Genomic DNA, 24,650 nt, shown 5'->3' with positions numbered 1-24,650 from the left:
GTGCGGGGGGCGGGTGGGCCGGGGGCTTGGTTCGTGCGTGTCGCGTGCGGTGTCCCGTGCGGGTGCGCTGCGGTTTTGCGCAGTTCCCCGCGCCCCCTATCGGGTGCGATCCGCTGCGCGTGCACTGTTCTGCGCGGTGCGCTGCGGGGTTTGCGCAGTTCCCCGCGCCCCTATCGGGGGCCTTCCGGTCCGCGGGCCGCAGGGGCGCCCCGATCAGGGGCGCGGGGAACTGCGCAACACCAAGGCGGACGCCGACCGAACAGCGCACCCCGGGCTGGACGTACCAAGGGGCGCGGGGAACCTACCGGTGGGTACGGGTGGGGAAATGCTGCGTGGCCACCGTGCCGTCACCCGTACGGACCCGGTGACCCGCTAGTTTGTTCACTGGTGGTGGGATCTGTTGGCCGTGGACGGATGAGGTGGGAGTCGTGCAGCTCCGGGGCGGGGACCCTGAGGAGATCGGCGGCTACCCGGTGGAGGCGCGCCTCGGTTCCGGGGGCATGGGCACCGTCTTCCTGGCGCGTACCGCATCGGGCCGTCCGGTCGCGATCAAACTCATTCACCAACACTTCGCAGGTGACGAGGAGTTCCGCATCCGCTTCCGTCAGGAGGTGTCCGCGGCCCGTCGGGTGAGCGGGGTGTTCACGGCGGCCGTCGTGGACGCCGACCCGGAGGCGCTGCGGCCCTGGATGGCGACCGCGTACATCTCCGGTCCCACGCTGGCCCAGCGGATCGCCGACGAGGGGACGCTGTTCGGTCCCGAACTGCGCACGCTCGCCATCGGGCTGGCCGAGGCGCTGCGCGAGATCCACCGGGCGGGGGTGATCCACCGGGACCTGAAGCCGTCGAACGTGGTCCTCTCCCCCGACGGGCCGCGGGTCATCGACTTCGGCATCTCCCGCGCCACGGGCAACCAGACCCTCACGATGACCGGGCGGGTGATAGGGACCCCGCCCTTCATGTCGCCGGAACAGTTGCAGACGCCGCGGGCGGTCGGGCCGGAGTCCGACGTGTTCTCGCTGGCGACGCTCCTGGTGTTCGCCGCGACCGGGCAGGGCCCCTTCGACGCGGACAGCCCGTACATGACCGCGTACCAGGTGGTGCACGAGCCGCCCGATCTGGGTGCGGTGCCCGCGGTGCTGCGGGAGGTGGTGGAGCCGTGTCTGACCAAGGTGGCGAAGGGGCGGCCGTCCGCCCACGAGTTGTTGGTGGCGTTGCGCGGGCTCCCCGAGGACCTGGGGTCGTCGTCCGCGCCGATGGCGGAGTTGAAGACCTTGCCGGGGACCCGGCGGACGGACGTTCCCGGTCCGCCGGACGGGTGGGACCTCGGGCCCGTCGCCGACGACGCCCCGGAGGCGGCACCGGGTTCGGACCCGGGCGATGAGGTCTCCGGTCCCGGTGCCGTCTCCGGTTCCGCCTCCGGTTCCGGTTCCGGTTCCGGTCGGCGCCGGGCGTCCCGCAAGCGCCGCCGGTTCCTGGGCGCGGGCGTCGTCACCGCGCTGGTCACCGCGCTGGTCGTCGCCGGGGTGGTGGTGCTCGGATCGGGCGGCTCGGAGCGGCCGGAGGCGGGCGGGGGGCGCGAGACGCCGGCCCGGGGCCAGGGGTTCAGCGGGAGTGCGGCGCCGCTGCCCGCCGGGTTCGCACCGTGGCGCAAGACCGTGCGCGGAGGGCAGCAGCTCGGTGACGAACTGCGCTGTGTGACGGCCGACGGTGACGCCCTGTTCTGCGGGGGCGGCGGCGTGGTGGCCGCCCGGCTGCGCGCCTCCGACGGCAGGGTGCTGTGGCGCAAGACGTATCCGGGCGTCCCCATGCAGGGACTGCACCTGATCGGGGTGACCGGGGGCTCCGGCAAGGGCCTCGCGGGCCGTACCGTCCTCGGTTACCACCTGCCCAAGGCGGGCTCCGAGCGCACCGAGGTGGTTGCGCTCGACGCGGCGAGCGGCGAGGAGCTGTGGCGGACCCGGGTCGGCACCAAGGCCACGTACCTGCTGCGGGAGCCGCAGCACGCGGTGCTGACCGGGTCCACCGTGCTGACCGTGGACCCGGGGTCCACCCGGTTCGAGGCGCGTTCGGCGCGCGACGGACGGCTGTCCTGGACGACGCCGCTGCCCAGCGGTTCGTGGTGCGCGCCCTTCCCGGCGGGCGGGAAGGCGTACGCGATGTGCGCCCCGTCGACGCAGGTCACGCTGGGCCGCCCGGCCGAGGTGGGGTTCCACACGCTGGACCCGAAGGGCGGTGCGCTGGGACGGGCGGTCACCGCGGACGGCGCGTTGCGGCCGGTGGGCGCGCTCGACGGCGGCAGGCTGCTGCTGGTGCGGGAGGCGGCGGGCGCTGCGGAGACGGGCTTCTCGCAGGTGGTCCGGCTGGACATGGCCACCGGTCGCCGGGAGGCCGATCGGCTCCGCGGGTACGGGGGCGCGGTGCCGGGCTTCGCGGACGGCACGCTCTACTTCACCTCGCCCACCGGGGAGGTCAGCGCGGTCGACCCGGGCACGGGACGGCGCAAGTGGCACACCCGGACCGCCGCGGAGTGGGCCTCGACCCCGCTCGCCGCGAACGGGGTGCTGTACGTGGGGTCGGCGACCGGCCGGGTCACCGCGCTGGACGCGCGGAAGGGTTCCGAACTGTGGTCGACGGCCCCGCACGCACAGAGCCCGGGCGGGTTCACCGGTTCGAGCCCCCGGCTCACCCTGGTGGGTCGGGTGCTGGTGGCGGCGGCCGCCGACAACACCCTGTCGGCCTTCGACCTGGCGCGGCCGCCCCGGATTCCGTGAGGCGGTGCGCAACGGGCGGTGCCCCTGCCGCGGAGCGTGGCTCCGCGGCAGGGGCACCGTCAGTGGTCGGGCCGGGTCAGGGGCATTCCGGACGGACGAAGCCGTCGTTGCCCGTCTGGACGTAGGCGTCGGACACGTAGCGTCCGTTGCCGATCTTGTCCCAGATGTTGGTGGTGCCGAGGGGCCCGGTGATCGTGGTGCCGCGCTTCTGGCAGGTGATCGAGACCCGGGTGCCGCCCGCGATCTGGACCACCACCGGGTACGAGAGGCCGGGGCCGCTGCGCGCGTTCACCGTGGCCACCACGAGGTAGGTGGTGGCCCTCGCGGCCTGGGCGGCGACGGTGTCGCCGTCCACCTGATCGGGACCGGCGCCGAGTGTCGTGATCTTTTCGCTCATGTGTTCCTCCCCCGAGGAGCGTGACGGGTGGTTCCGGCCACGCACGGCAGCGCCGCACGCACCGGTGATACCTCCCCCTGACAGGTGCCCACCCATGTGGGACACATAAGAAGACGCCCCTCACGGGTGTGTAGTTGCACCGTGAGGGGCGTAAGTCTCCCGGGATTTTCGGGGGATTCCCGTGACGACCGGGAGGCGCAGCGTGCGCCCCGCCGGACGGCCGGGCAGGTCAGCCCAGCTTGCTCACATCGCGCACGGCGCCCTTGTCGGCGCTGGTCGCCATCGCTGCGTAGGCGCGCAGCGCGGCCGAGACCTTGCGCTCGCGCTGCTTCGGTTCGTACACGCCACCGAGTGCTTCGCGCCGTTCGGCGAGGGTGTCCTCGTCCACCAGGAGGTCGATCCCGCGGTTCGGGATGTCGATGCGGATGAGGTCGCCGTCCTGGACCAGGGCGATCGTGCCGCCGGAGGCCGCCTCGGGGGAGGCGTGGCCGATGGACAGGCCGGAGGTGCCGCCGGAGAAGCGGCCGTCGGTGACCAGGGCGCACACCTTGCCCAGGCCGCGGCCCTTCAGGAACGAGGTCGGGTAGAGCATTTCCTGCATGCCGGGGCCGCCGCGGGGGCCCTCGTAGCGGATGACGACGACGTCGCCGGCCTTGATCTCCTTGCGGAGGATCTTGTCGACGGCCTCGTCCTGGGACTCGCAGACCACGGCCGGGCCCTCGAACGTCCAGATGGACTCGTCCACGCCCGCGGTCTTCACGACGCAGCCGTCGACGGCGAGGTTGCCCTTCAGCACGGCGAGGCCGCCGTCCTGGGAGTAGGCGTGCTCGACGTCGCGGATGCAGCCGTGGGCGGCGTCGGTGTCGAGGGTGTCCCAGCGTTCGGACTGGGAGAACGCCTCGGCGGAGCGCCGGCAGCCGGGGGCCGCGTGCCAGAGTTCGACGGCCTCGTCGGAGGCGCTGCCGCCCCGGACGTCCCAGTCGTCGAGCCACTGCTTGATGGACGGGGAGTGCACGGTGTGGACGTCCTCGTTGAGGAGTCCGCCCCGGTAGAGCTCGCCGAGGATCGCGGGGATGCCGCCGGCGCGGTGCACGTCCTCCATGTAGTACGTGGTGGTGGGCGCGACGTTCGGGGCGATCTTGGCCAGGCAGGGGACCCGGCGGGAGACGGCGTCCATGTCGGCGAGGCCGTACTCCAGCTCGGCCTCCTGGGCGGCGGCCAGCAGGTGGAGGATCGTGTTGGTGGAGCCGCCCATCGCGATGTCGAGCGCCATGGCGTTCTCGAACGCGGCGCGGGTGGCGATGTTGCGGGGCAGGACCGAGTCGTCGTCCTGCTCGTAGTAGCGGCGGGCCAGCTCGACCACCGTGGCGCCGGCGCGCTCGTAGAGGGCGCGGCGTGCGGTGTGGGTGGCGAGGACGGAGCCGTTGCCGGGCAGGGAGAGCCCGATCGCCTCGGTGAGGCAGTTCATCGAGTTGGCGGTGAACATGCCGGAACACGAGCCGCAGGTGGGGCAGGCGTTCTCCTCGATGCGGAGGATGTCCTCGTCGGAGATGCTCTCGTCGACGGCGTCGGCGATGGCGTTGACCAGGTCGAGCTTGCGGACCGTGCCGTCGACCAGGGTGGCCTGGCCGGCCTCCATGGGACCGCCGGAGACGAAGATCGTGGGGATGTTGAGGCGGAGCGCCGCCATCAGCATGCCGGGGGTGATCTTGTCGCAGTTGGAGATGCAGATGAGGGCGTCGGCGCAGTGGGCCTCCACCATGTACTCGACGCTGTCGGCGATCAGGTCGCGGGAGGGCAGCGAGTAGAGCATGCCGCCGTGGCCCATGGCGATGCCGTCGTCCACGGCGATGGTGTTGAACTCGCGCGGGACGGCCCCGGCGGCCTTGATCGCCTCGCTGACGATCCGGCCCACGGGCTGGAGGTGGGTGTGGCCGGGGACGAACTCGGTGAAGGAGTTGGCGACCGCGATGATCGGCTTGCCGATGTCCTCGCTGGCTACCCCGGAGGCGCGCATCAGGGCTCGGGCACCTGCCATGTTGCGGCCGTGGGTGACAGTGCGGGACCTCAGCTCGGGCATCGTCGCTCGCTCCTTCTGGGTGGCTCCGCGCGCGGCTGCGCGGGGCCGGTCAAGGCAGGTATGGCTGTGCCGAGCCTACGCCGGCCCTCCAAGATCCGGACAGGAGTTTCCGGAATGTGAGACGGATATCTCGGAGGTCGAACGGTTCGGCCGGCACCGCACCGCTCGTCGGTACGGCCTCTCACCTGCGTGTACGGGAGGTACGGAGAGGTGCGGGGCTACGGGGTACGCAGCCGGTCGCGGGCGCGACCCCGCACGCGGGTGGGTGCGTGTACGGGCGCCGCAGCGGGTGTGCGGCGGTGGGTCCGCGCCGGATCGTGCGCCGGGTGCGTACGGGGCGGGGTGTGCTCCCGGGCGCACGGTCCGTGCCGCCGGGCGGGCGTCCGGTGCGGAAGGGTGGTTCCGTACGGAAGGGTCCGGTACGGAAAGTGTGTCACGTGCGGGACGCGGGTCCCGTACCGGTCGCGTCCGTCCCCGGGTCGGGGCCGGGGTCCGTCCCCGGGTCGGCGCCCGGGTCCGTCCCCGGGTCCGTCCCGGCGGTCGCGGGCGGCGTCGGCGGCGGTACCGCCTCGGTCAGGTAGCGCTGGAGGGTGGGCGCGACCATCGTCACGATCTCCTCCGGGTCGGCGCTCGCCATCGGCTCCACCTGGATCACGTACCGCAGGATCGCGATGCCGATCATGTGCGAGGCGGCGAGCTCCGCGCGGAACCGTGGATCGGGCACGTCGAGTTCCCGGGCGATGCGCTCCAGCAGTTGCCGCAGCACGAAACTCCGCAGGACCTTGGCGGCGGCCTCGTGGGTGAGGGCGGAGCGGACCACCGCGAGCATCGGGGCCCGGGTCGTCGGGTCCTCCCAGATGCCGAGGAAGTGCCGGGCCAGCCGCTCGCCGATGCCCTCGGTGCCCCCGCCGAGCACCGAGGCGACCGTCACCGCCGGCTCCAGGGAGACCTCGATGGCCGCGGCGAAGACCTCGTCCTTCGTACCGAAGTAGTGGTGCACCAGCGCCGGGTCGACGCCGGCGGCCTTGGCGATCTGGCGCACGGACGTCTTGTCGTAGCCGCGGGCCGAGAACTCCTCGCGGGCCGTGCGCAGGATCAGCTCCCGGGTGTCCGGGCCGTGCGCGGCCTCACCGCGGGAGGGGCGGCCCCGGCGGCGCGGGGTGGCGGAGGTCACGGGCGGTGCACCCCCCGGTGCGGGGCCGGGGCGCCGGGGTCCACGGTGCCGGGCTCCGGGACGCCTGGCCCCGGGACGCGGGCGAGGTGGCGGCGGGCGAAGGCCAGCGCCTCGGCGAGGTCGGCCTCGCGTTCGGCGCTGGACATCGCACGCCGCGTGTTGACCTCGACGACCACGTGGCCGTCGAAGCCGCTGCTCGTCAGGCGCTCCAGGAACGCGGCGCACGGCTGGTCACCGCGGCCGGGCACCAGGTGTTCGTCCTTGGCGGAGCCGAAGCTGTCGGCGAGGTGCACGTGTCCCAGCCGGCCGCCCATCCGGTCGGCCATGGCCAGGGCGTCGGAACGGGAGGTCGCCGCGTGGCTGAGGTCCAGCGTGAAGTGCGGGTAGTCCTCCTTGGTGACGTCCCAGTCGGGGGCGTAGGCGAGCGCCTCGCGGTCGCGGTAGCGCCAGGGGTACATGTTCTCCACGGCGAACCGGACGTCCGTCTCGTCGGCCATCCGCTGCACGCCGCGGACGAAGTCCCGGGCGTACTGGCGCTGCCAGCGGAAGGGCGGGTGCACCACCACGGTCGCGGCGCCGAGGCGCTCGGCGGCGGCCCTGGCCCGCTGGAGCTTGGTCCACGGGTCGGTGGACCACACCCGCTGGGTGATCAGCAGACAGGGCGCGTGCACCGCGAGGACGGGCACCCCGTAGTGGTCCGACAGCCGGCGCAGCGCCTCCACGTCCTGGCTGACCGGGTCGTTCCACACCATGACCTCGACGCCGTCGTAGCCGAGGCGCGCGGCGACCTCGAAGGCCGTCGCCGTCGACTCCGGATAGACCGAGGCCGTCGACAGGGCGACCTTCGCGTCCGGAACGCGCGCCTTCTGTTCTGCCACGAGCACAGCGTACGGGGGTCCGGAACCGTCCGGGGCGCCCCCGGGGTTCCGGGCCCGCCGCCGGGTGCGCGGCACCGTCAGGGCAGCTCGGCGGTCGGGTGGCTCGGCGTCCGGGAGCTCGTCAGGTGGTCGAGGTGACGCAGGATGACGCCCTCGCGCAGGGCCCAGGGGCAGATCTCGACCGTCTCCAGACCGAACAGGTCCAGTGCCGCCTCGGCGACCAGCGCGCCCGCGAGCAGCTGCCCCGCCCGGTTCTCGGAGACGCCCGGCAGCCCGGCCCGCTCCGCGGAGGTCATCGCGGCCAGCTTCGGCACCCAGCCCTCCAGCGAGCTGCGCCGCAGCTCCCGCTGCACGTACTCCCCCTCGGCGCCGCGCGCGGCGCCCGCGATCCGGGCGAGCTGCTTGAACGTCTTCGAGGTGGCGACCGCGTGGTCGGCGCCCCCGAGGCGGGTGAACTCCCCGACCGTCCGGGCGATCTGCGCCCGCACGTGCCGCCGCAGGGCCCGCACGTCCGCCGGGTCGACGGGGTCGTCGGGCAGCCACCCGGCGGTGAGCCGCCCGGCGCCCAGCGGCAGCGAGGCGGCGGCGTCGGGTTCCTCGTCTATGCCGTACCCGATCTCCAGGGAGCCGCCCCCGATGTCGAGGACCAGCAGCTTCCCGGCCGACCAGCCGAACCAGCGGCGGGCGGCCAGGAACGTCAGCCGGGCCTCCTCCTCGCCGGTGAGGACCTTGAGCTCCACCCCGGTCTCCTCGCGCACCCGACGCAGCACCTCGTCGGCGTTGCTCGCCTCCCGGACCGCGGAGGTGGCGAACGGCAGCAGCTCCTCGACGCCCTTGTCCTCGGCCGCCTGGAGCGCCTCGTGGATCGTGGAGACCAGCCGGGCGACGCCGTCCTCGCCGATCGCGCCCTGGGCGTCCAGGAGCTGGGCGAGCCGCAGCTCCGCCTTGTGGGAGTGCGCGGGCAGCGGGCGCGCACCGGGGTGCGCGTCCATCACCAGCAGATGAACCGTGTTCGAGCCCACATCCAGGACACCAAGTCTCATGAGCGCCAACGCTACTGTGCGCTCGGGCACCGGCCCGCCACACGTGACGCTCGGCACGCATACCCTTGATGTGTGCCAAAGACGAAAAAGGCGAAGCGCGAGGAATCGACCGGTCCGTCCGCCCAGGACCCGACCGCCGCCCAGGACCCGACCGCCGGCAAGGCGGCGAAGGCCGGGCGCGGCGGCAAGGGCGGGCGCGGCAAGGGCGCGCTGCCGGTGGCCGGCCGGTCCGGTGGCGCCGCGGTGCCCGACGAGAAGGGCATCGACTTCGCGCGGGCCTGGGTCGAGTTCCCCGACCCGGCCGACGACGAACAGGTGTTCCGCTGCGACCTGACCTGGTTGACCTCCCGCTGGACCTGCATCTTCGGCAGCGGCTGCCAGGGCATCGAGGCCGGGCGCGCGGACGACGGCTGCTGCACCCTGGGCGCGCACTTCTCCGACGAGGAGGACGAGGTCCGGGTCGCCGGTCACGTGGCGCGGCTCACCCCCGAGATGTGGCAGCACCACGAGGTCGGCAACCGGGCGGTCGAGGACGGGGGCGGCTGGGTCCAGGAGGACGAGGACGGGGACCGGCAGACGCGGCGCTGGAAGGGGTCCTGCATCTTCCAGAACCGTCCCGGCTTCGCGGGGGGCGCGGGCTGCTCGCTGCACATCCTCGCCCTCAAGGAGGGGCGCGAGCCGCTGGAGACCAAGCCGGACGTGTGCTGGCAGCTGCCGGTGCGGCGGACGTACGAGTGGATCGACCGCCCCGACGACACCCGGATCCTCCAGGTGTCGATCGGCGAGTACGACCGCCGGGGCTGGGGTCCGGGCGGCCACGACCTGCACTGGTGGTGCACCTCGGCGACCTCCGCGCACGGTGCGGGCGACCCGGTGTACGTGACGTACCGGGCGGAGCTCACGGAGCTGATGGGCAAGGACGGCTACGACCGGCTGGTCGAGCTGTGCGAGCAGCGGCTCGCCTCGCGGCTGCCGCTGCTCGCGCCGCACCCCGCCGACCCGGCCCGGCCCGCCGGGCGCTGAGTCCGCGCCGGGCGGGGCCGCTCAGCCTTCGGGACCGCCGTCGCCCGCTGGGGGTCGCCCGGTGCCGCCGGACGGGTCGCCGCCGGTCCCGTCCGTCCCGCCGGGAGTGCCCGGCGCGCCCGTCCCGGTCCCGGGTTCCGAGGGTGCGGACGTTCCCGGGTCGGGCGGCGGCGAGGAGTGCGTGGCGGTGGGCGAGGGGCTCGGCCCCGGGGTCGGTCCGCCGCCCGAGGTGTCGGAGCCGTCGGTCGGACCGGACGGGCCCGGTGTCCCGGACGCGGGTGGACGCGGGACCGCGCCGTGCCCCCGGACGAGCACGAACGCACCGGCGGGGTGCAGGGAGATCCGGGCCGTCCAGGAGCCGGGCGGCTCGGCCCGCGGGTCGAGGTGGACCCGCAGGACGACGGTGTCACCGGGAGCGAGGGTTCCCGAGGTGCGGGAGAGCCGCAGCCAGTGGGCGTGCACGGTGGCGGACCAGTGCACCGGGGCGTCCCCGAGGGCGGTGAGGACGAGGGTGGTGGCGCCGCCCCGGGAGCGGACGGCGACCCCGAGCCGGTCGGCGCCCGGGACGACCCCCTCCGGGGTGACGACCTCGGCGGAGACCCGGGCCGGGCTGCCGGGCGGGTCCGCCGTGGTGGGGGTGTTGCCGGCGCCCGCCGTCTTCCCGGCCGGGCCCGGGTCGCCCCGGTCGGACGGGGTGTCGGGTGCCTGCTCGGCGCCGGTCCCGCCGATCCGCTCCACCTCGCTGGCGGTGGTGGGGGCGCCGTCGGCGCTCCGCGGCTGGTCGCGGGTGGTCCACAGGGCCAGCACCGGGGCGGCGACCACCGTCGCGACGACGGTCGTGGTCACGGCGCGGGCCCGTAGCCGTTCCCGACGGTCGGTGTGCTCCTGTGGGGCGAGCGGGAACCCCCGGCGGTCGAAGCGGGGCGCACCGCGCCGGGCGCGCGGGGCGTGCGCCATGGCCGCCCGGACCTCGGGGCGGGGCGCCGTCAGTATCGGCAGCGCCGCGGGGGTCACGCTGGTCCCGGGCCAGGCGTCCGGCCGGGCGCGTTCGGCCGCGCGGCGACAGCGCGGACAGTCGTCCACGTGGCGGACCAACCGTCCGCGCCGGTCGGGATCGAGGAGGACCCGGTCGTCCTCGGCGAGGCCGGACGCGCCGGGGCACGAGCCGGATCGCGCGACGGCGAGGGCGGTCCGGGTGCGCTCCACCTCGCAGGCGGCGGAGGCGAGCAGGTCCCGGGTGCGTCCGGTGTCGAGACCGAGGACGGCGGCGACCTCGTGGGCCGTGAGTTGGTGGCGCACGGCGAGTTCCAGCGCTTCGCGCTGCTCGGGGGTGGCGCCGGCGGCCTCCGGCCAGGCGAGCAGGGCGAGTTCGCGGTGCCGCGCGCGGACCGTGCCCCCGGCCCGCGCGACGGCCCGCGCCCCGGCGCTCGGTGCGGCCCCCGACCCGGCGCCTGATCCGGGAGCTGATCCGGGAGCTGACCCAGGGCCTGGTGCCGGACCTGGTGCCGGGCCTGCCCCGGTCGGGTCGGACGGGGGCGGATCGGGCGCGGTCGTGGCGCGTGCGGTCCCAGCGTCCGCGGACATGGCGTCCACGGACGTGGCACCTGTGGCCGTGGCACCTGTGGCCGTGGCGTCCGCGGTCACGGCGTCCGCGGTGGGGGGCGCGGCCCGGTGTCGGCCCGGTATCCGGCTGCCTTGACGTTTCTTCTTCTCGGCCGGCGGACCGTTGCGCACCTCCGCGAGGCGCCGCAGACACGTCCAGCGCGCGAGGGCGTAGAGCCAGGCCCTGCGCTCCGCCTCCGCGGCGGGCCCGCGGGCGCGCCGCCGTTCGGCGAGTACGAGGACCTCGGCGAGGGCGACCGCCGCGGCGTCGTGGTCGCACAGCACGGAGAGGCAGTACGTGAACAGCCCGTCGAGGTGCGGCTCGTGGCGCGGGGACGGGCGGGGGGCCGGGCCCCCCTTCCGGGAGCCGACCCGCTGGTGCGCGGACCTCGGTGCCCGGTGTGCTCCGGTGGTGCGGGCGGGGTGGCCCGCCCTGCTGCTCGTCACGCGTGCGACCGTAGGCGGCGGTCCACGGCCTCTCCCGCACCTTGAGCGCATTTAACCCGTACGGGTGATGGGGTCCCTCGAAAGGGGACCTGTCAGTGGGTGCGGCTACCGTTCGCTCCATGGCTGCCCGTACGAAGACCGCGAAGGACCGTCCGTCCTACCGTTGCACCGAGTGCGGCTGGCAGACGGCCAAGTGGCTCGGCCGCTGCGCCGAGTGCCAGGCGTGGGGCACCGTCGAGGAGTACGGCGCGCCCGCCGTCCGCACCACCGCGCCCGGCCGGGTCACCACCTCCGCCGTGCCGATCGGGCAGGTCGACGGCCGGCAGGCCACCGCGCGCTCCTCGGGCGTACCGGAGTTGGACCGGGTGCTGGGCGGCGGTCTGGTGCCCGGCGCGGTGGTGCTGCTGGCGGGTGAGCCGGGCGTCGGCAAGTCCACGCTGCTGTTGGACGTCGCGGCGAAGTCGGCCAGCGAGGAGCACCGCACGCTGTACGTGACCGGCGAGGAGTCCGCGAGCCAGGTGCGGCTGCGGGCGGACCGCATCCACGCGATCGATGACCACCTGTACCTCGCGGCCGAGACGGACCTGGCGGCGGTCCTCGGCCATCTGGACGCGGTGAAGCCGTCCCTGCTGATCCTGGACTCGGTGCAGACGGTGGCCTCCCCGGAGATCGACGGCGCGCCCGGGGGGATGGCGCAGGTCAGGGAGGTCGCCGGGGCGCTGATCCGGGCGTCCAAGGAGCGCGGGATGTCGACGCTGCTGGTGGGGCACGTCACCAAGGACGGCGCCATCGCGGGTCCGCGGCTGCTGGAGCACCTGGTGGACGTGGTCCTCCAGTTCGAGGGCGACCGGCACGCCCGGCTGCGGCTGGTGCGCGGGGTGAAGAACCGGTACGGGACCACCGACGAGGTGGGCTGCTTCGAACTGCACGACGAGGGCATCACCGGTCTGGCGGACCCGTCGGGCCTGTTCCTGACCCGGCGCGACGAGCCGGTTCCGGGCACCTGTCTGACGGTCACCCTGGAGGGCCGCCGTCCGCTGGTCGCCGAGGTGCAGGCGCTCACCGTGGACTCGCAGATCCCCTCCCCGCGGCGCACCACCTCGGGGCTGGAGACCTCGCGGGTGTCCATGATGCTGGCGGTGCTGGAGCAGCGGGGCCGGATCAGCGCGCTGGGCAAGCGGGACATCTACTCGGCGACGGTCGGCGGGGTGCGGCTGTCGGAGCCGGCCGCCGACCTCGCGATCGCGCTCGCGCTCGCCAGCGCGGCCAGCGACACCCCCCTGCCGAAGAACCTGGTGGCGATCGGGGAGGTGGGGCTCGCCGGGGAGGTCCGACGGGTGACGGGGGTGCAGCGCAGGCTCTCGGAGGCCCATCGGCTCGGCTTCACCCACGCCCTCGTACCAGCCGATCCGGGGAAGGTCCCGCCGGGCATGAAAGTGACCGAGGTGGCGAACATGGGGGACGCCCTGCGGGTGCTGCCGAGGAGTCGTAGGGGAGAGGCCCCGCGGGAGTCCGAGCACCGCCGGTAGACTTTGCCCCGGTCTCGCCCGTCCGTACGAACCCGGGCGCCCCCAGAACCGCGACCGGAGGAGAGCAGTGGCAGCCAACGACCGGGCAGCGGCTCCCGGAAAGTCCGGCGGGAGCGGCGACGGCCTGATGCGGGCCGCCCTGAGCGCGGTGGCGCCGGGCACGGCCCTGCGGGACGGACTGGAGCGCATCCTCCGCGGCAACACGGGCGGACTGATCGTCCTCGGGTTCGACCGGAACGTCGAGGCGATGTGCAGCGGCGGTTTCGTGCTGGACGTCGAGTTCACGGCGACGCGCTTGCGCGAGCTGTGCAAGCTGGACGGCGGCATCGTCATCGACAAGGACATCACCAAGATCCTCCGGGCGGGCGTGCAGCTCGTCCCGGACCCGACGATCCCGACCGAGGAGACCGGTACCCGGCACCGCACGGCGGACCGGGTCAGCAAGCAGGTCGGCTACCCGGTGGTGTCGGTGTCGCAGTCGATGCGGCTGATCGCCCTGTACGTGGGCGGGCAGCGGCGGGTGCTGGAGGACTCGGCGGCGATCCTGTCCCGGGCGAACCAGGCGCTGGCCACGCTGGAGCGCTACAAGCTGCGGCTGGACGAGGTCGCGGGCACCCTGTCGGCGCTGGAGATCGAGGACCTGGTGACGGTCCGCGACGTGAGCGCGGTCGCCCAGCGGCTGGAGATGGTGCGCCGGATCGCCACCGAGATCGCCGAGTACGTGGTGGAGCTGGGCACGGACGGCCGGCTGCTCGCCCTCCAGTTGGACGAGTTGATCGCGGGCGTCGAGCCGGAACGGGAGCTGGTGGTGCGGGACTACGTTCCCGAGCCCACGGCGAAGCGGTCCCGCACGGTGGACGAGGCGCTGTTCGAGCTGGACGCGTTGACCCATGCGGAGCTGCTGGAACTGCCCACGGTGGCGCGCGCGTTGGGCTACACCGGTTCGCCGGAGGCGCTGGACACGGTGGTGTCGCCGCGCGGGTTCCGGCTGTTGGCGAAGGTGCCGCGGCTGCCCGGCGCGATCATCGACCGGCTGGTGGAGCACTTCGGTGGGCTCCAGAAGCTGTTGGCCGCGAGCGTGGACGACCTCCAGGCCGTCGACGGGGTCGGTGAGGCACGGGCCCGCAGTGTCCGCGAGGGGCTGTCGCGGCTCGCGGAGTCGTCGATCCTGGAACGCTACGTCTGACCGTCCGCCCGATGGTCCGCCCGTGGGGGCGGAGGCGCCGGACGGGGGGGTGCGCGGGGCCGCCGTGCTGCGCGGCTCAGCGCTGGTCTTCGGGCGACGTGCGGGCGATGTGGGCGTTTCACCCCCCGTCCGACCGGCGTCCGGATGGCGGGAAGCCGCCAATCCGCGGTGCTCTGCGCGGCCCGCGCCGCACCCGCCGAACGGCGGGCCGGCGGCGGGCTCAGTCCTTGCGCAGGACGAACGAGGTGCGCGCGGTCGCGAGGCCGGGGGCCTCGGCCTCGACCAGATACGTTCCGGGGGCCGCCGAGCCGGCGGGGGCCGTGGCGCACTCGGGGGCGCTCTGCTTGCGGTTCCACTCCAGGGTGCGGGTGGCGGAGTCGTTGGCGGGGACCCGCAGCAGCAGGCTCTTCGAGTCCTTCGCGCAGTGGTCGGAGGCCCAGACGTCCTTGTCGCCTTCGGACTGGGTGATCGTCACCACGGCCCGCTCGGCGCCGAGGTCGAGCTTGCAGTCGACGTCGGAGGAGTTCTCCGCGATCAGCCGGAGCTTCGGGGTCTGCCCGGGGGCGTAGGTGTTCTCGACGCTGCGCAGCGTCAACTTCACCGCGGCGGAGGTGCAGTTGGGCAGGCTGGACCCGGCCGGCAACCGCTGGCCCGAGCCCGCGCCACCCGTACCGCCGGTGCCCTCGCCGTCCCCGGAGCCGTCCGCACCGTCGCCGCCGCCCGTACCGCCGGAGGAGTCGCCTCCGGAGCCGGAAGAGCCGCCGGAACCCTCACCGCCGTCCGTGCCGTCCGTCGCGCCCGGGGACTGCGTGCCGCCGGAGCCGCCGGACCCGGACTCGTCCCGTCCGCCCGGCTTCTCACTGATCGCCGGGCCGGAGCCGGAGGGCCCGGGGGTGATGGACGCCACGGGGTTCTTGTCGCCGGAGTCGTTGGTCTTGTCCCCGTTGCCGCCCCCACCGCTGGTACTGACCATCCAGATGATCAGCAACGCCAGCACGGCGGCCAGGCTCAGCAGAATCGCCCTCCGCCGCCAGTAGATGTTGGAGGGAAGCGGCCCGACCGGATTGCGCAGAGATCCCACGGCGGCAACTGTACGAGAGATCGGCGGCTTCTCCCGCCCCACCCGCCGCCCTCGGGGCAACTTTTCCGGATCATCATCCCGGAGACGGACCGTCACCGTCCCCCGGCACCCTGTCTTTCGTCAGGTGGGGGCCCTGACGATCGCTGGGTGTGACGGGCGGGGCCGGTTCCGTACGTTCCGTGACCATGAAGGATTTCAGTGAAGAGCTGTACCTGGACATCACCTCGCTGGCCCGGGATTCCCCCTCCTGGCTCCAACACACCGCAGAAATAGGCACGGAGGCGGGGATCGTCGTCTTCGTCGCCCTGTTCGTGGCGGGTGCGGCGGTCGACGGGACGTCCGCTCGCCGCGGCCCTGCTGGCGCCCGTCGCCACCGGTGTCGCCTACCTGCTGAGCGAGTTGGCGAAGACCGTGTTCGACCAGGACCGGCCGTGCCGGTCGGTGGCGGGCGCGGCGGCGTCCCTGGTGGCCTGCCCGGAGCGCGGGGACTGGTCGTTCCCCAGCAACCACGCCACGATCGCGGGGGCTTCGGCGGTGACGCTGGCGCTGGTCTGGCGGGGCCTGGTGTGGGTCACCGTGCCGCTGGCGCTGTTGTCGGCGTTCTCCCGGGTCTTCGTGGGCGTGCACTTCCCGCACGACGTGGTGGTCGGCCTCGCGCTGGGGGCGGTCGTGGCGCCGCTCGTCCTGCGGCTGGCGACCGCGCCCGCCGCCCGGGTGCTCGACTCCGTACGGCACCGGGGGCGGGAGCGGGGGCGGCACACGTCGGGTCACTGAGCCCCGTGGTCGGTGAGCCCCGCCTCGTACGCCACGATCGCCGCCTGGACGCGGTTCCTGACGGAGAGTCGGTCCAGGACGGCGCTCACGTACGCCTTGACGGTGCCCTCCACCAGGTGCAGCCGGGCGGCGATCTCGGGATTGGAGAGCCCGGCGCCGAGCAGGGCGAGCACCTCCCGTTCGCGGGGCGTGAGGAGGTCCGTGCGGGCCCGGGCGGCGGTGGCGCGGGTGAGCCGGGCGCCACCGAGGTGGTCGATGACGTGGCGGGCGACCTTCGGCGAGAGGAACGCCGCCCCGGCCGCCACCGCCCTCACCCCCGCGAGGAGTTCGTGCGGGTCCCCGGACTTCAGCAGGAAGCCGGTGGCGCCGCCGCCGAGGGCCCGGGCGACGTACGCGTCCTCGGAGAAGGTGGTCAGCATCGCGACGGCGGTGCCGGGGACGGTCCGCACCAGTTCCTCGGCGGCGGCGAGCCCGTCAAGGCGGGGCATGCGGATGTCCAGCAGTGCCACGTGCGGCCGGTGCGCCTGGGCGAGCCGGACCGCCTCGTGGCCGTCCCCCGCCTCGGCGACCACGTCGATGCCGTCGTCGGCGGCGAGGATCGCGCGGACGCCCGCGCGGATCATCGCCTCGTCGTCGGCGAGCAGCACCCTGATCGGTTCGTTCGGCTCGTTCATCCCGTCGGTCCCTCCCCCGCGAGCCGCGCCCGCGGAACCACGTCCTTGGCGACCAGGACGCCGTCCCGGTCGAAACAGAGCCTGAAGTGTTCGACCATCGTGAAGAGCTCCCCGTCCGCCCGGTAGTAGCGGCACTCGCCGGCCGCCGCCGGCCGCGGGGGCGCACGGTCCACCGGTGGGTCGGCGGCCGCCCGGTCGGGGAGTACGGGGCGCAGTTGGTCCAGGGTCGCGCCGGGGCGCAGCGCGGCGTACGCCGCGGGCTCCAGGGTGGAGTGCGCCTGGGCGTAGGCGTACCAGGCGAGCGCCCCGCCGAAGAAGAGCGCGCCGAGGGCCGGCACGGCGACGACGGCCGGCACCCGGCGGAGCCGGTCGAGGCGGCTCCGGTACGGGGTCCGTGCGCCGTGGCCGGCGGGTGAGCGTCCGGGCAGCCGGGCGTGGACGCGGAAGCCGGTGCCGTGGCGGCCCGCGGTGAAGGTCCCGCCGAGCGCGGTGACCCGGGCGCGCAGCCCGGGCAGCCCGAAGCCACCGGAACCGCCGGGGCCACCGGAGCCGTGGGCGGGTGCGGCGGTGGGCGAGTTCGGTGGCGGCGGGGGAACCGCTCCGCTGGTGACGGTGACGGTGGTGCCGTCCGCCCCGCGTTCGGTGCGCACCGTCACGGGGGCGCCCGGAGCGTGTTTGGCGGCATTGGTGAGCGCCTCCCGCACCACCGACCGGGCCAGCTGCTCGGCGAGCGGAGACCGCGACGCCCCGTCCGCGCCGGACCCGTCGGCCCCGTCGGGCTCACCAGTCCCATCAGGCTCACTGGTCCCACCGAGCGCACCCAGCGCACCCGTGCCGCCCGGGTGCTCCGTCCGCACCGTCATCCCCGAGGCCGCCGCGCGCCGCACCAGGGACTCGATGGAGTCGGTCGGCGCGGGCTCCAGCGGCACGGGCTCGTCCGGTTCGCGCAGCAGCCCGATCACCGCGTGCAGCCGGTCCGTGGCGTCCGCCGCCGCCGACCGCAGCTCCGCGGCGGCCCGCCGGTGCCGCTCGGGCAGGTCCCGGGCCAGTTGCAGCGCGCCCGCCCGCAGCGCGATCAGGCTGAGTTCGTGGCCCAGGCAGTCGTGGACCTCCTGGGCGATGCGGGCCCGCTCCCGCAGCCGCGCCCGGTCGGCCACGATGCGCTGTTCGCGCTCCAGCTGCGCGGCCCGGGCCCAGCCCGCCTCGGCGAGGGCCCGGCGCTGGCGCCAGTGCCGTCCGCACAGCCAGGGGAACACCACCACGAGCAGCAGGGCCGAGACCAGGACCAGCGCCTCGCTCACCGGGTCGACCCCGCGCACCGCGCTGCGGCCGAGTCCGAGGAGCAGCACCGCGCCGAAGGCGTACGGCGCGGGCCCGGCGCGCTCCGCGCGCACGCCCAGCAGCAGGGCGAACACGGTCAGCGCGGCACCGGTCTCCAGGGTCAGCAGCGCGGAGCCGGTGGCCAGTGCCAGGGCCGCCACCAGCAGGAAGGCGAGCACCGGGCGGGCACGGCCCAGCACGGTGGCGGCGGCCAGCACGGCGAGCGCGGCGATCCGGTGCCCCGGGGGCAGGGGTTCGCTGAACCCGAGCGGGCCGGCCGCCAGGACGGGCACGCAGAGGGCCGCCCACAGCGCCGCGTCCACCCGTCGTCGGCGGTGGGTCTCCCGGACGTCACCCTGTGCGTCCACGCTCACTCCTCTGCCGTCCCGGTCCGCTCCGGGCGTCGTACGGCGCCCCTGACGGGGACGCACCGGGACGCATCGCACCTGACCGGACCCCTGTTCCGGCGGGTCTGCGGGCCCGGTCGCCGGTGCGGGAGCGGGGCTCGACCCGCCCCCGCTCGGCCGCATATCCCGGACCCTGCCCCGGTGCCCGTGGCAGGATCGGCGGTGCCATGACTGTGCCGACGAAGCCCACGCCCCGTACCGCTCCCGACCCCCGTACCTCCCCGGAGGGCCCGCTCCGTGCGCTGCCCGCCCTGCACGACCCGGCGATCGCCTGGTTCGACGACCACGCGCGCGACCTGCCGTGGCGCCGTCCCGAGGCGGGCCCCTGGGGCGTGATGGTCAGCGAGTTCATGCTCCAGCAGACACCGGTCAGCCGGGTGCTGCCGGTGTACGAGCAGTGGCTGGCCCGCTGGCCGCGCCCCGCCGACCTCGCGAAGGAGCCCTCCGGGGAGGCGGTCCGGGCGTGGGGGCGGCTCGGCTATCCGCGCCGCGCGCTCCGGTTGCACGGTGCGGCCGTCGCCATAGCGGAGCGGCACGGCGGTGACGTCCCCGCCGAGCACGCCCAGTTGTTGGCGCTGCCGGGGATCGGTGAGTACACGGCCGCCGCGGTGGCGTCGTTCGCCTACGGGCAGCGGCACGCCGTGCTGGACACCAATGTGCGTCGGGTGCTGGCGCGTGCGGTGGCCGGCACCCAGTACCCGCCGAACGCGACGACCGCCGCCGAGCGCAAGCTCGCCCGCGCCCTGTTGCCGGAGGACGAGGCGGTCGCCGCGCGGTGGGCCGCCGCGTCGATGGAGCTGGGTGCGCTGGTGTGCACGGCCCGCAACGAACGCTGCGAACGCTGCCCGATCGCGTCGCTGTGTGCCTGGCGGCTGGCGGGCAAGCCGGCGCACGAGGGCCCGCCCCGGCGCGGCCAGACGTACGCGGGGACGGACCGCCAGGTGCGCGGCAAGCTGCTCGCGGTGTTGCGGGAGGCGACGGTCCCGGTGCCGCAGGCGGTGCTGAACCGGGTGTGGGACGAGCCGGTGCAGCGGGCCCGGGCCTTGGACGGTCTGGTGTCGGACGGGCTGGTGGAGCCGCTGCCCGGCGGCCTGTACCGGCTGCCGCACGTCTGACGGGTCCCGCGCCCGGCGGGGCCGCCCCGAGGGTGCCGGAACGGTTGCCGGTGCCCCGTCCCGATGCCGTACCGGTCGTGTCACGGGGGCTCCCCGTCGCGGGGCGGTGGACGGGCGCGACGGGGCCGCCGGGTGCGGTGATGTCACGGTCACGCCCCGGCCGGACTCACCCCGTGTCACCGTCACGCTCGGCAAACCGCCTCGAAAACGCATCAAACGCCGACCCCCTTACCGCTTGCCTACATCTGTTACACAACCGACGGACAGCCGTGCGTCCGTCGCGTGCTGGCCCGCACAGTGCCGTGACAACTCCTCCGTAACTTCTGTGCTGTGCCGTCGAGGCACACCAACGGGAGACATCGGCCAGGGGCCGGATCGGAGGCGACGGGGCATGGCGCACGGCGAGGTGCTCGAATTCGAGGAGTACGTCCGCACGCGGCAGGACGCACTGCTGCGCAGCGCCCGCCGACTGGTCCCCGATCCGGTGGAGGCGCAGGACCTCCTCCAGACCGCCCTGGTCCGCACCTACGGGCGCTGGGACGGGATCGCGGACAAGCGACTGGCCGACGCGTACCTGCGCCGCGTGATGATCAATACCCGGACGGAGTGGTGGCGCGCCCGGAAGCTGGAGGAGGTGCCCACCGAGACGCTGCCCGAGCGCAGTGTCGAGGACAGCACCGAACAGCACGCGGACCGCGCGCTGTTGATGGACATCATGAAGGTCCTCGCACCCAAGCAACGCAGCGTCGTGGTGCTGCGACACTGGGAGCAGATGTCCACGGAGGAGACGGCCGCCGCCCTCGGCATGTCGGCCGGTACGGTCAAGAGCACGCTGCACCGAGCCCTCGCACGGCTCCGCCAGGAGTTGGAGAGCCGGCGTCTCGACGCGAGCGCGCTCGAACGTGAGGAGCAGGAGCGTTGCGCGGCCTAGGAATCCGGTCCGGGAAGGAGCGGGACACCGCTCCACCCGGGCCGACCGTCGTCCGGACGCGACGCGTCCGGACGACGCGCACGCCGAGGGCGGGGAGCACGGCCGTGGCCGCGCTCACCGCCATCGGCGTTTTCGGCGTGCTCGGTGTCTCCCTCGTGGCGTGCACCGACGGCGGCACCGGCACCCGCGACGAGGGGCCGGCCCGCAAGGAACCGGGCGGGCAGTCGGTCGCCCCGCCCACGGCCTCGCCCTCGCCCGCCCCCAAGCGGGTCAACGCCGTGCGACTGCTGCTGGACGACCCCGAGGTCAGCGACGGCGTGAAGAAGGACCTGCGGCCCTGCACCGGGCCCGAGGACGCTCCCCCGGTGGACGTCAGCTACGGCAACCTCACCGGCGCCGCCCACCCCGACGTCGTCGTCAACGTCCTGTCCTGCGGGGACAACGTGGGGCTCGGCGCGTACGTGTACCGTCCCCAGGGCGGTGACTACACGAACGTCTTCCGGTCCGAAGAACCCCCGGTGTACGCCGAGATCGACCGCGGCGACCTCGTCGTCACCCAGCAGGTCTACGCCGAGCAGGACCCGGTCGCGTTCCCCTCGGGCGAGGACGTGATCACGTACCGGTGGGCCGAGGGTTCCTTCACGGAGCAGGCCCGCACCCACAACGACTACAGCAACGCGGTGGGCACCCCCAGCGCCGAGCCGCCCGGGAACTGAGAGCGACGGATACGGATTCCGATGGCAGAGCAGACCCACGTCCTCTTCGTCGAGGACGACGACGTCATCCGCGAGGCGACCCAGCTCGCACTGGAGCGGGACGGCTTCGTGGTCACCGCGATGCCCGACGGGCTGTCGGGCCTCGACTCGTTCCGGGCGGACCGCCCCGACATCGCGCTGCTCGACGTGATGGTGCCCGGCTTGGACGGGGTGAGCCTGTGCCGCCGCATCCGGGACGAGTCGACCGTCCCGGTGATCATGCTGTCGGCGCGCGCCGACTCCATCGACGTCGTCCTCGGGCTGGAGGCGGGCGCCGACGACTACGTCACCAAGCCCTTCGACGGTGCCGTGCTGGTGGCCCGCATCCGGGCGGTGCTGCGCCGCTTCGGGCACGCCAGCGGCACGGGCGCCACCGGTGCGGGCCACCAGGACGGCGCCGTCGGGGCGCAGGCCGGGGTCGGCGGGGTGCTGACCTTCGGCGACCTGGAGATCGACACCGTCGGCATGGAGGTGCTGCGCCTGGGCCGCCCCGTCGCGCTGACCCCGACCGAGATGCGGCTGCTGCTGGAGTTCTCGGCGGCGCCCGGCACCGTGCTCTCCCGCGACAAGCTGCTGGATCGGGTGTGGGACTACGGCTGGGGCGGGGACACCCGGGTGGTCGACGTCCATGTGCAGCGGCTGCGCGCGAAGATCGGCCAGGACCGCATCGAGACCGTGCGCGGCTTCGGATACAAGCTGAGGGCCTGAGATAGACGTGTGGGGGAAGGTGCGCGGACTGAGCCTGCGAACGGGTCTGCGCTGGAAACTGAGTGCCGCGATCGCGCTGGTCGGCGCCCTGGTCGCGCTGGTGCTGAGCCTGGTCGTCCACAACGCCGCCCGCGGCTCCATGCTGGACAACGCGCGTGACCTCCAGGACGAGCGGGCGCAGGTCGCCCAGCGGATCTACGAGGCCACCGGGCGGCTCCAGTTCGGCGCCCGGGTGGACGACCCGGACACCCCGGGCGAGCTGCGCGCGAAGGCCGTCGAGGGCCGGCGCGCCACCTACGTCGCGGCCGGTGACGCGAGCAGCAGTCCCGACATCTGGGCGGCGGTGCCCCTCAAGGACGGCCGGGTGCTGTCCCTGCACAGCCCGTTCCGGGACCGCAGTGCGACGATCATGCGGGATCTGGACCAGGCGCTGATCATCGGCTCGACCGCGGTGGTGCTCGGCGGCTGCGCCCTGGGGGTCCTCATCGGGGGCCAGCTGTCCCGACGGCTGCGCAAGGCGGCGGTGGCCGCGGGCCAGGTCGCCCAGGGGAACACCGAGGTCCGGGTCGTCGAGGCGATCGGCGGGATGGTCCGGGACGAGACGGACGACCTCGCCTGGTCGGTGGACGCGATGGCCGACGCGCTGCGTCAGCGGCTGGAGGCCGAGCGCCGGGTCACCGCCGACATCGCGCACGAGCTGCGCACCCCGGTCACCGGGCTGCTCACCGCGGCCGAGCTGCTGCCCCCGGGCCGCCCCAGCGAACTGGTCAGGGACCGGGCGCAGGCGATGCGGACCCTGGTGGAGGACGTGCTGGAGGTGGCGCGGCTGGACAGCGCCACCGAGCGCGCCGAGCTGCACGACATCCTGCTCGGCGAGTTCGTGACGCGTCGGGTCGCGGTCCGGGACACGGGGGTCCGGGTCCACGTCCTGCACGAGTCGGAGGTCACCACGGACCCGCGCCGGCTGGAGCGGATACTCGGCAACCTGCTCGCGAACGCGGCCAAGCACGGTCGGACCCCCGTGGAGGTCACCGTCGAGGGCCGGGTGCTGCGGGTGCGCGACCACGGGCCCGGCTTCCCGGAGGAACTGCTCGACGAGGGGCCGAGCCGGTTCCGCACCGGCAGCAGTGACCGGGCGGGGCACGGGCACGGGCTCGGGCTGACCATCGCCGCGGGTCAGGCCCGGGTACTGGGGGCCCGGCTGACCTTCCGCAACATCCGTCCGCCCGGTGCGCCGGCGGACGCGCCCGCCGAGGGGGCGGTGGCGGTGCTGTGGCTGCCGGAGCACGCGCCCACGAACACGGGGAGCTTCCCGATGCTCAACCCGTCCGGCGAGTGACCCGGGTCACGGGGAACCCCGTACGGCGGGCACGGCGAGGCCCCCGGTCACCGCATGGGAGCGGTGACCGGGGGCCGGGGTGCCCTGGGGCGTGGGACGGTCGGGTCAGAACGAGACGCCGACGCCCTTGAGGAACGCGACCGGGTTGATCGCGGAACCGTAGTTCGGGGTGTTGCGGATCTCGAAGTGCAGGTGCGGACCGCTGGAGTTGCCGGTGTTGCCGGACAGGGCGATCAGCTGACCGGCGTTGACCTTCTGGCCGATCTGCACGTTGACCTTCGACAGGTGCGCGTACTGCGAGTACTTGCCGTTGTTGTGCTTGATCACGACGGCGTTGCCGTACGCGGGACCGTCGCCACCGCCGTTGGGGCCCGCCTTGACGACGGTGCCGCCGCTGATGGACTTCACGGGCGTGCCGGTCGGGACGGCGAAGTCCTGGCCGGAGTGCTTGCTGGCCCACATGCCGCCGGCCTGCGCGTAGCTCGCGGACAGCGCGTAGGAGCTGAGCGGCTTGACCCAGCCGGTGCTCTTCTGCGCGGCGACCGGCTTGGCGGTGACGGACTTCTTGGCCTTCGCGGCCTCGGCGGCCTTGGCCTGCGCCGCGGCGGTGGCCTTGGCGGCCTTCGCCTGGGCGGCGGCCTGGACCTTGACGGACTCGGCGACCGTGCTCGGGGCCGAGGTGACGGCGTGACCCGGGGTCGCAGCCGCCGCGACCCCGGCGCCCAGTGCGGCCGAGACTCCGACGCCGGCGACGACGGCGACCGTCCGGGTACGAATCAGGGACGAACCGGACTTGAGGGACGTGGCGAACTTAGACATACGGGAACCTCCGGATTGGGGGGACGTACGCGTCCTGAGGGAGCCGCGCGGGCCGCCGTGACGCTCTCGGGTGAGGCATCGGGACCGTGGGGTGCGCGATCTCGGACAGGTACGGGATGACCCGGCGTACGTCGCTGTACCGACCGGGGTGCGATTCATTGGTAACCCGCCACCCCACATCGGTTCAAACCCCTCCACTACTAGGCGAACTCGTACATAAACGTCACAGTGGTGGGGCCTTGACAGCGTTCACCCTGCGTCCCTTTTCGACCGAAATAGTCCAGAAAAAACCCTGCGACGGGTGGTTTGGCACAGCGGACCGCCTCAACGCCGGCCCTCCCGGGCCCCACCCCGCACACCCTCCGCCCACCCCCCGTGACCGCCCCGCCCCGACCGTCCACCAGCTCGGGCCACCCACCGCGAACCATCCACTAATCCCCGTAGTACCGGACAAAACGCCTGTGCCCCATGTCACCGGGAGGCAAGATCCAGCACCCCCCGAATGTGACCCGGGCTACTCTCGACCGGGCGTTCCGGGCACCGCCGCGGACGTCGAATCGGGCTCGGTCGGGGCCGGTTCGGGGCGGCGGAGGT

19 protein-coding genes and 1 pseudogene are annotated in these 24,650 nt (G+C 74.1%); 10 read left to right on the top strand and 10 right to left on the bottom strand.

The genetic code is table 11. The annotated features are described in order from the left end of the window. Nucleotides 1-428 precede the first annotated feature (428 nt). Nucleotides 429-2,774 (top strand): PQQ-binding-like beta-propeller repeat protein, encoded by a 2,346-nt coding sequence (locus ACFYOU_RS31970; RefSeq protein WP_391310593.1) that lies wholly within the window; start codon nt 429-431, stop codon nt 2,772-2,774. A 76-nt stretch (nt 2,775-2,850) separates the two neighbouring features. Here the strand turns inward: ACFYOU_RS31970 and ACFYOU_RS31965 are convergent, their stop codons facing one another. From ACFYOU_RS31965 to ACFYOU_RS31945, 5 genes and pseudogenes are all read right to left on the bottom strand, one after another. Next, nucleotides 2,851-3,171 carry an SH3 domain-containing protein gene (locus tag ACFYOU_RS31965; protein WP_385484030.1) on the bottom strand — a complete coding sequence of 107 codons (321 nt, stop codon included), beginning with the start codon at nt 3,169-3,171 and terminating at the stop codon, nt 2,851-2,853. 229 nt (nt 3,172-3,400) lie between these two features. Then, nucleotides 3,401-5,251 carry a dihydroxy-acid dehydratase gene (gene ilvD / locus ACFYOU_RS31960; protein WP_389772605.1) on the bottom strand — a complete coding sequence of 617 codons (1,851 nt, stop codon included), beginning with the start codon at nt 5,249-5,251 and terminating at the stop codon, nt 3,401-3,403. Nucleotides 5,252-5,816: 565 nt separating this feature from the next. Next, nucleotides 5,817-6,425: pseudogene (locus ACFYOU_RS31955) on the bottom strand (TetR family transcriptional regulator); the annotation flags it as partial. Next, entirely contained in the window at nt 6,422-7,303 is an 882-nt protein-coding gene (locus ACFYOU_RS31950; RefSeq protein WP_391310590.1) for a TIM barrel protein, read from the bottom strand. The gene ACFYOU_RS31950 and the pseudogene ACFYOU_RS31955, both read right to left, overlap by 4 nt. 77 nt (nt 7,304-7,380) lie before the next feature. Next, nucleotides 7,381-8,346 (bottom strand): Ppx/GppA family phosphatase, encoded by a 966-nt coding sequence (locus ACFYOU_RS31945; protein ID WP_389772612.1) that lies wholly within the window; start codon nt 8,344-8,346, stop codon nt 7,381-7,383. Nucleotides 8,347-8,418: 72 nt separating this feature from the next. Here ACFYOU_RS31945 and ACFYOU_RS31940 point away from each other — a divergent pair, with 72 nt between their 5' ends. Then, nucleotides 8,419-9,369 (top strand): hypothetical protein, encoded by a 951-nt coding sequence (locus ACFYOU_RS31940; protein WP_389772614.1) that lies wholly within the window; start codon nt 8,419-8,421, stop codon nt 9,367-9,369. Between the two features lie 21 nt (nt 9,370-9,390). Here the strand turns inward: ACFYOU_RS31940 and ACFYOU_RS31935 are convergent, their stop codons facing one another. Further along, entirely contained in the window at nt 9,391-11,418 is a 2,028-nt protein-coding gene (locus ACFYOU_RS31935; protein WP_391310586.1) for a hypothetical protein, read from the bottom strand. Between the two features lie 119 nt (nt 11,419-11,537). On the opposite strand from ACFYOU_RS31935, the gene radA reads away from it, so the two are divergent. Both radA and disA read left to right on the top strand, forming a co-directional pair. Continuing rightward, the gene (gene radA / locus ACFYOU_RS31930) at nt 11,538-12,947 is read left to right on the top strand and encodes a DNA repair protein RadA (protein WP_391310584.1); all 1,410 of its coding nucleotides are present in this window, start codon (nt 11,538-11,540) and stop codon (nt 12,945-12,947) included. Nucleotides 12,948-13,074: 127 nt separating this feature from the next. Then, entirely contained in the window at nt 13,075-14,133 is a 1,059-nt protein-coding gene (gene disA, locus ACFYOU_RS31925; RefSeq protein ID WP_387005277.1) for a DNA integrity scanning diadenylate cyclase DisA, read from the top strand. Nucleotides 14,134-14,353: 220 nt separating this feature from the next. Here the strand turns inward: disA and ACFYOU_RS31920 are convergent, their stop codons facing one another. Further along, complete coding sequence (locus ACFYOU_RS31920) at nt 14,354-15,214, bottom strand: hypothetical protein (protein ID WP_391310582.1); 861 nt, start codon at nt 15,212-15,214, stop codon at nt 14,354-14,356. 318 nt (nt 15,215-15,532) lie between these two features. Here ACFYOU_RS31920 and ACFYOU_RS31915 point away from each other — a divergent pair, with 318 nt between their 5' ends. Continuing rightward, nucleotides 15,533-15,988, top strand: a complete 456-nt coding sequence (locus tag ACFYOU_RS31915) for a phosphatase PAP2 family protein (protein ID WP_391310579.1) — start codon at nt 15,533-15,535, stop codon at nt 15,986-15,988. Here ACFYOU_RS31915 and ACFYOU_RS31910 read toward each other — a convergent pair. Together ACFYOU_RS31910 and ACFYOU_RS31905 are read right to left on the bottom strand one after the other, a co-directional pair. Further along, nucleotides 15,982-16,662, bottom strand: coding sequence for a response regulator (locus ACFYOU_RS31910; RefSeq protein ID WP_391310577.1), 681 nt, complete (start codon nt 16,660-16,662; stop codon nt 15,982-15,984). The genes ACFYOU_RS31915 and ACFYOU_RS31910 overlap by 7 nt on opposite strands. After that, nucleotides 16,659-18,350: a histidine kinase gene (locus tag ACFYOU_RS31905; RefSeq protein ID WP_391310575.1), complete on the bottom strand. Its 1,692-nt coding sequence runs from the start codon at nt 18,348-18,350 to the stop codon at nt 16,659-16,661. The genes ACFYOU_RS31910 and ACFYOU_RS31905 overlap by 4 nt, the downstream gene beginning before the upstream one ends. Nucleotides 18,351-18,556: 206 nt before the next feature. On the opposite strand from ACFYOU_RS31905, the gene ACFYOU_RS31900 reads away from it, so the two are divergent. The 5 genes from ACFYOU_RS31900 to cseC all read left to right on the top strand — a co-directional run bounded on the left by ACFYOU_RS31900 (nt 18,557) and on the right by cseC (nt 23,237). Next, nucleotides 18,557-19,504, top strand: a complete 948-nt coding sequence (locus ACFYOU_RS31900) for an A/G-specific adenine glycosylase (RefSeq protein ID WP_389772635.1) — start codon at nt 18,557-18,559, stop codon at nt 19,502-19,504. A 391-nt stretch (nt 19,505-19,895) separates the two neighbouring features. Then, on the top strand, nt 19,896-20,435 hold the full coding sequence (locus tag ACFYOU_RS31895) for a SigE family RNA polymerase sigma factor (RefSeq protein WP_385484057.1): 540 nt from the start codon (nt 19,896-19,898) through the stop codon (nt 20,433-20,435). A gap of 104 nt (nt 20,436-20,539) precedes the next feature. Beyond that, nucleotides 20,540-21,151: a hypothetical protein gene (locus ACFYOU_RS31890; RefSeq protein ID WP_391310571.1), complete on the top strand. Its 612-nt coding sequence runs from the start codon at nt 20,540-20,542 to the stop codon at nt 21,149-21,151. Nucleotides 21,152-21,172: 21 nt separating this feature from the next. Further along, nucleotides 21,173-21,898, top strand: a complete 726-nt coding sequence (gene cseB / locus ACFYOU_RS31885; RefSeq protein ID WP_391310569.1) for a two-component system response regulator CseB — start codon at nt 21,173-21,175, stop codon at nt 21,896-21,898. Between the two features lie 19 nt (nt 21,899-21,917). Continuing rightward, nucleotides 21,918-23,237 carry a two-component system sensor histidine kinase CseC gene (gene cseC, locus ACFYOU_RS31880; RefSeq protein WP_389772643.1) on the top strand — a complete coding sequence of 440 codons (1,320 nt, stop codon included), beginning with the start codon at nt 21,918-21,920 and terminating at the stop codon, nt 23,235-23,237. Nucleotides 23,238-23,342: 105 nt separating this feature from the next. On the opposite strand, the gene ACFYOU_RS31875 is transcribed toward cseC, so the two are convergent. Next, entirely contained in the window at nt 23,343-24,056 is a 714-nt protein-coding gene (locus tag ACFYOU_RS31875; RefSeq protein WP_389772645.1) for a M23 family metallopeptidase, read from the bottom strand. Nucleotides 24,057-24,650 lie beyond the last annotated feature (594 nt).

It is taken from the genome of Streptomyces sp. NPDC005955, from assembly GCF_042871255.1.
Taxonomy (GTDB): Bacteria; Actinomycetota; Actinomycetes; order Streptomycetales; family Streptomycetaceae; genus Streptomyces.
This window is presented reverse-complemented; position numbering and strand designations above follow the sequence as displayed.

Excerpts from the sequence above, each read along its gene's own strand:
- ACFYOU_RS31965 (WP_385484030.1), bottom strand. The coding sequence starts at position 3,171 with ATGAGCGAAAAGATCACGACACTCGGCGCCGGTCCCGATCAGGTGGAC.
- ilvD (WP_389772605.1), bottom strand. The coding sequence starts at position 5,251 with ATGCCCGAGCTGAGGTCCCGCACTGTCACCCACGGCCGCAACATGGCA.
- ACFYOU_RS31945 (WP_389772612.1), bottom strand. The coding sequence starts at position 8,346 with ATGAGACTTGGTGTCCTGGATGTGGGCTCGAACACGGTTCATCTGCTG.
- radA (WP_391310584.1), top strand. The coding sequence starts at position 11,538 with ATGGCTGCCCGTACGAAGACCGCGAAGGACCGTCCGTCCTACCGTTGC.
- disA (WP_387005277.1), top strand. The coding sequence starts at position 13,075 with ATGCGGGCCGCCCTGAGCGCGGTGGCGCCGGGCACGGCCCTGCGGGAC.
- ACFYOU_RS31910 (WP_391310577.1), bottom strand. The coding sequence starts at position 16,662 with ATGAACGAGCCGAACGAACCGATCAGGGTGCTGCTCGCCGACGACGAG.
- ACFYOU_RS31900 (WP_389772635.1), top strand. The coding sequence starts at position 18,557 with ATGACTGTGCCGACGAAGCCCACGCCCCGTACCGCTCCCGACCCCCGT.
- ACFYOU_RS31895 (WP_385484057.1), top strand. The coding sequence starts at position 19,896 with ATGGCGCACGGCGAGGTGCTCGAATTCGAGGAGTACGTCCGCACGCGG.
- cseB (WP_391310569.1), top strand. The coding sequence starts at position 21,173 with ATGGCAGAGCAGACCCACGTCCTCTTCGTCGAGGACGACGACGTCATC.
- ACFYOU_RS31875 (WP_389772645.1), bottom strand. The coding sequence starts at position 24,056 with ATGTCTAAGTTCGCCACGTCCCTCAAGTCCGGTTCGTCCCTGATTCGT.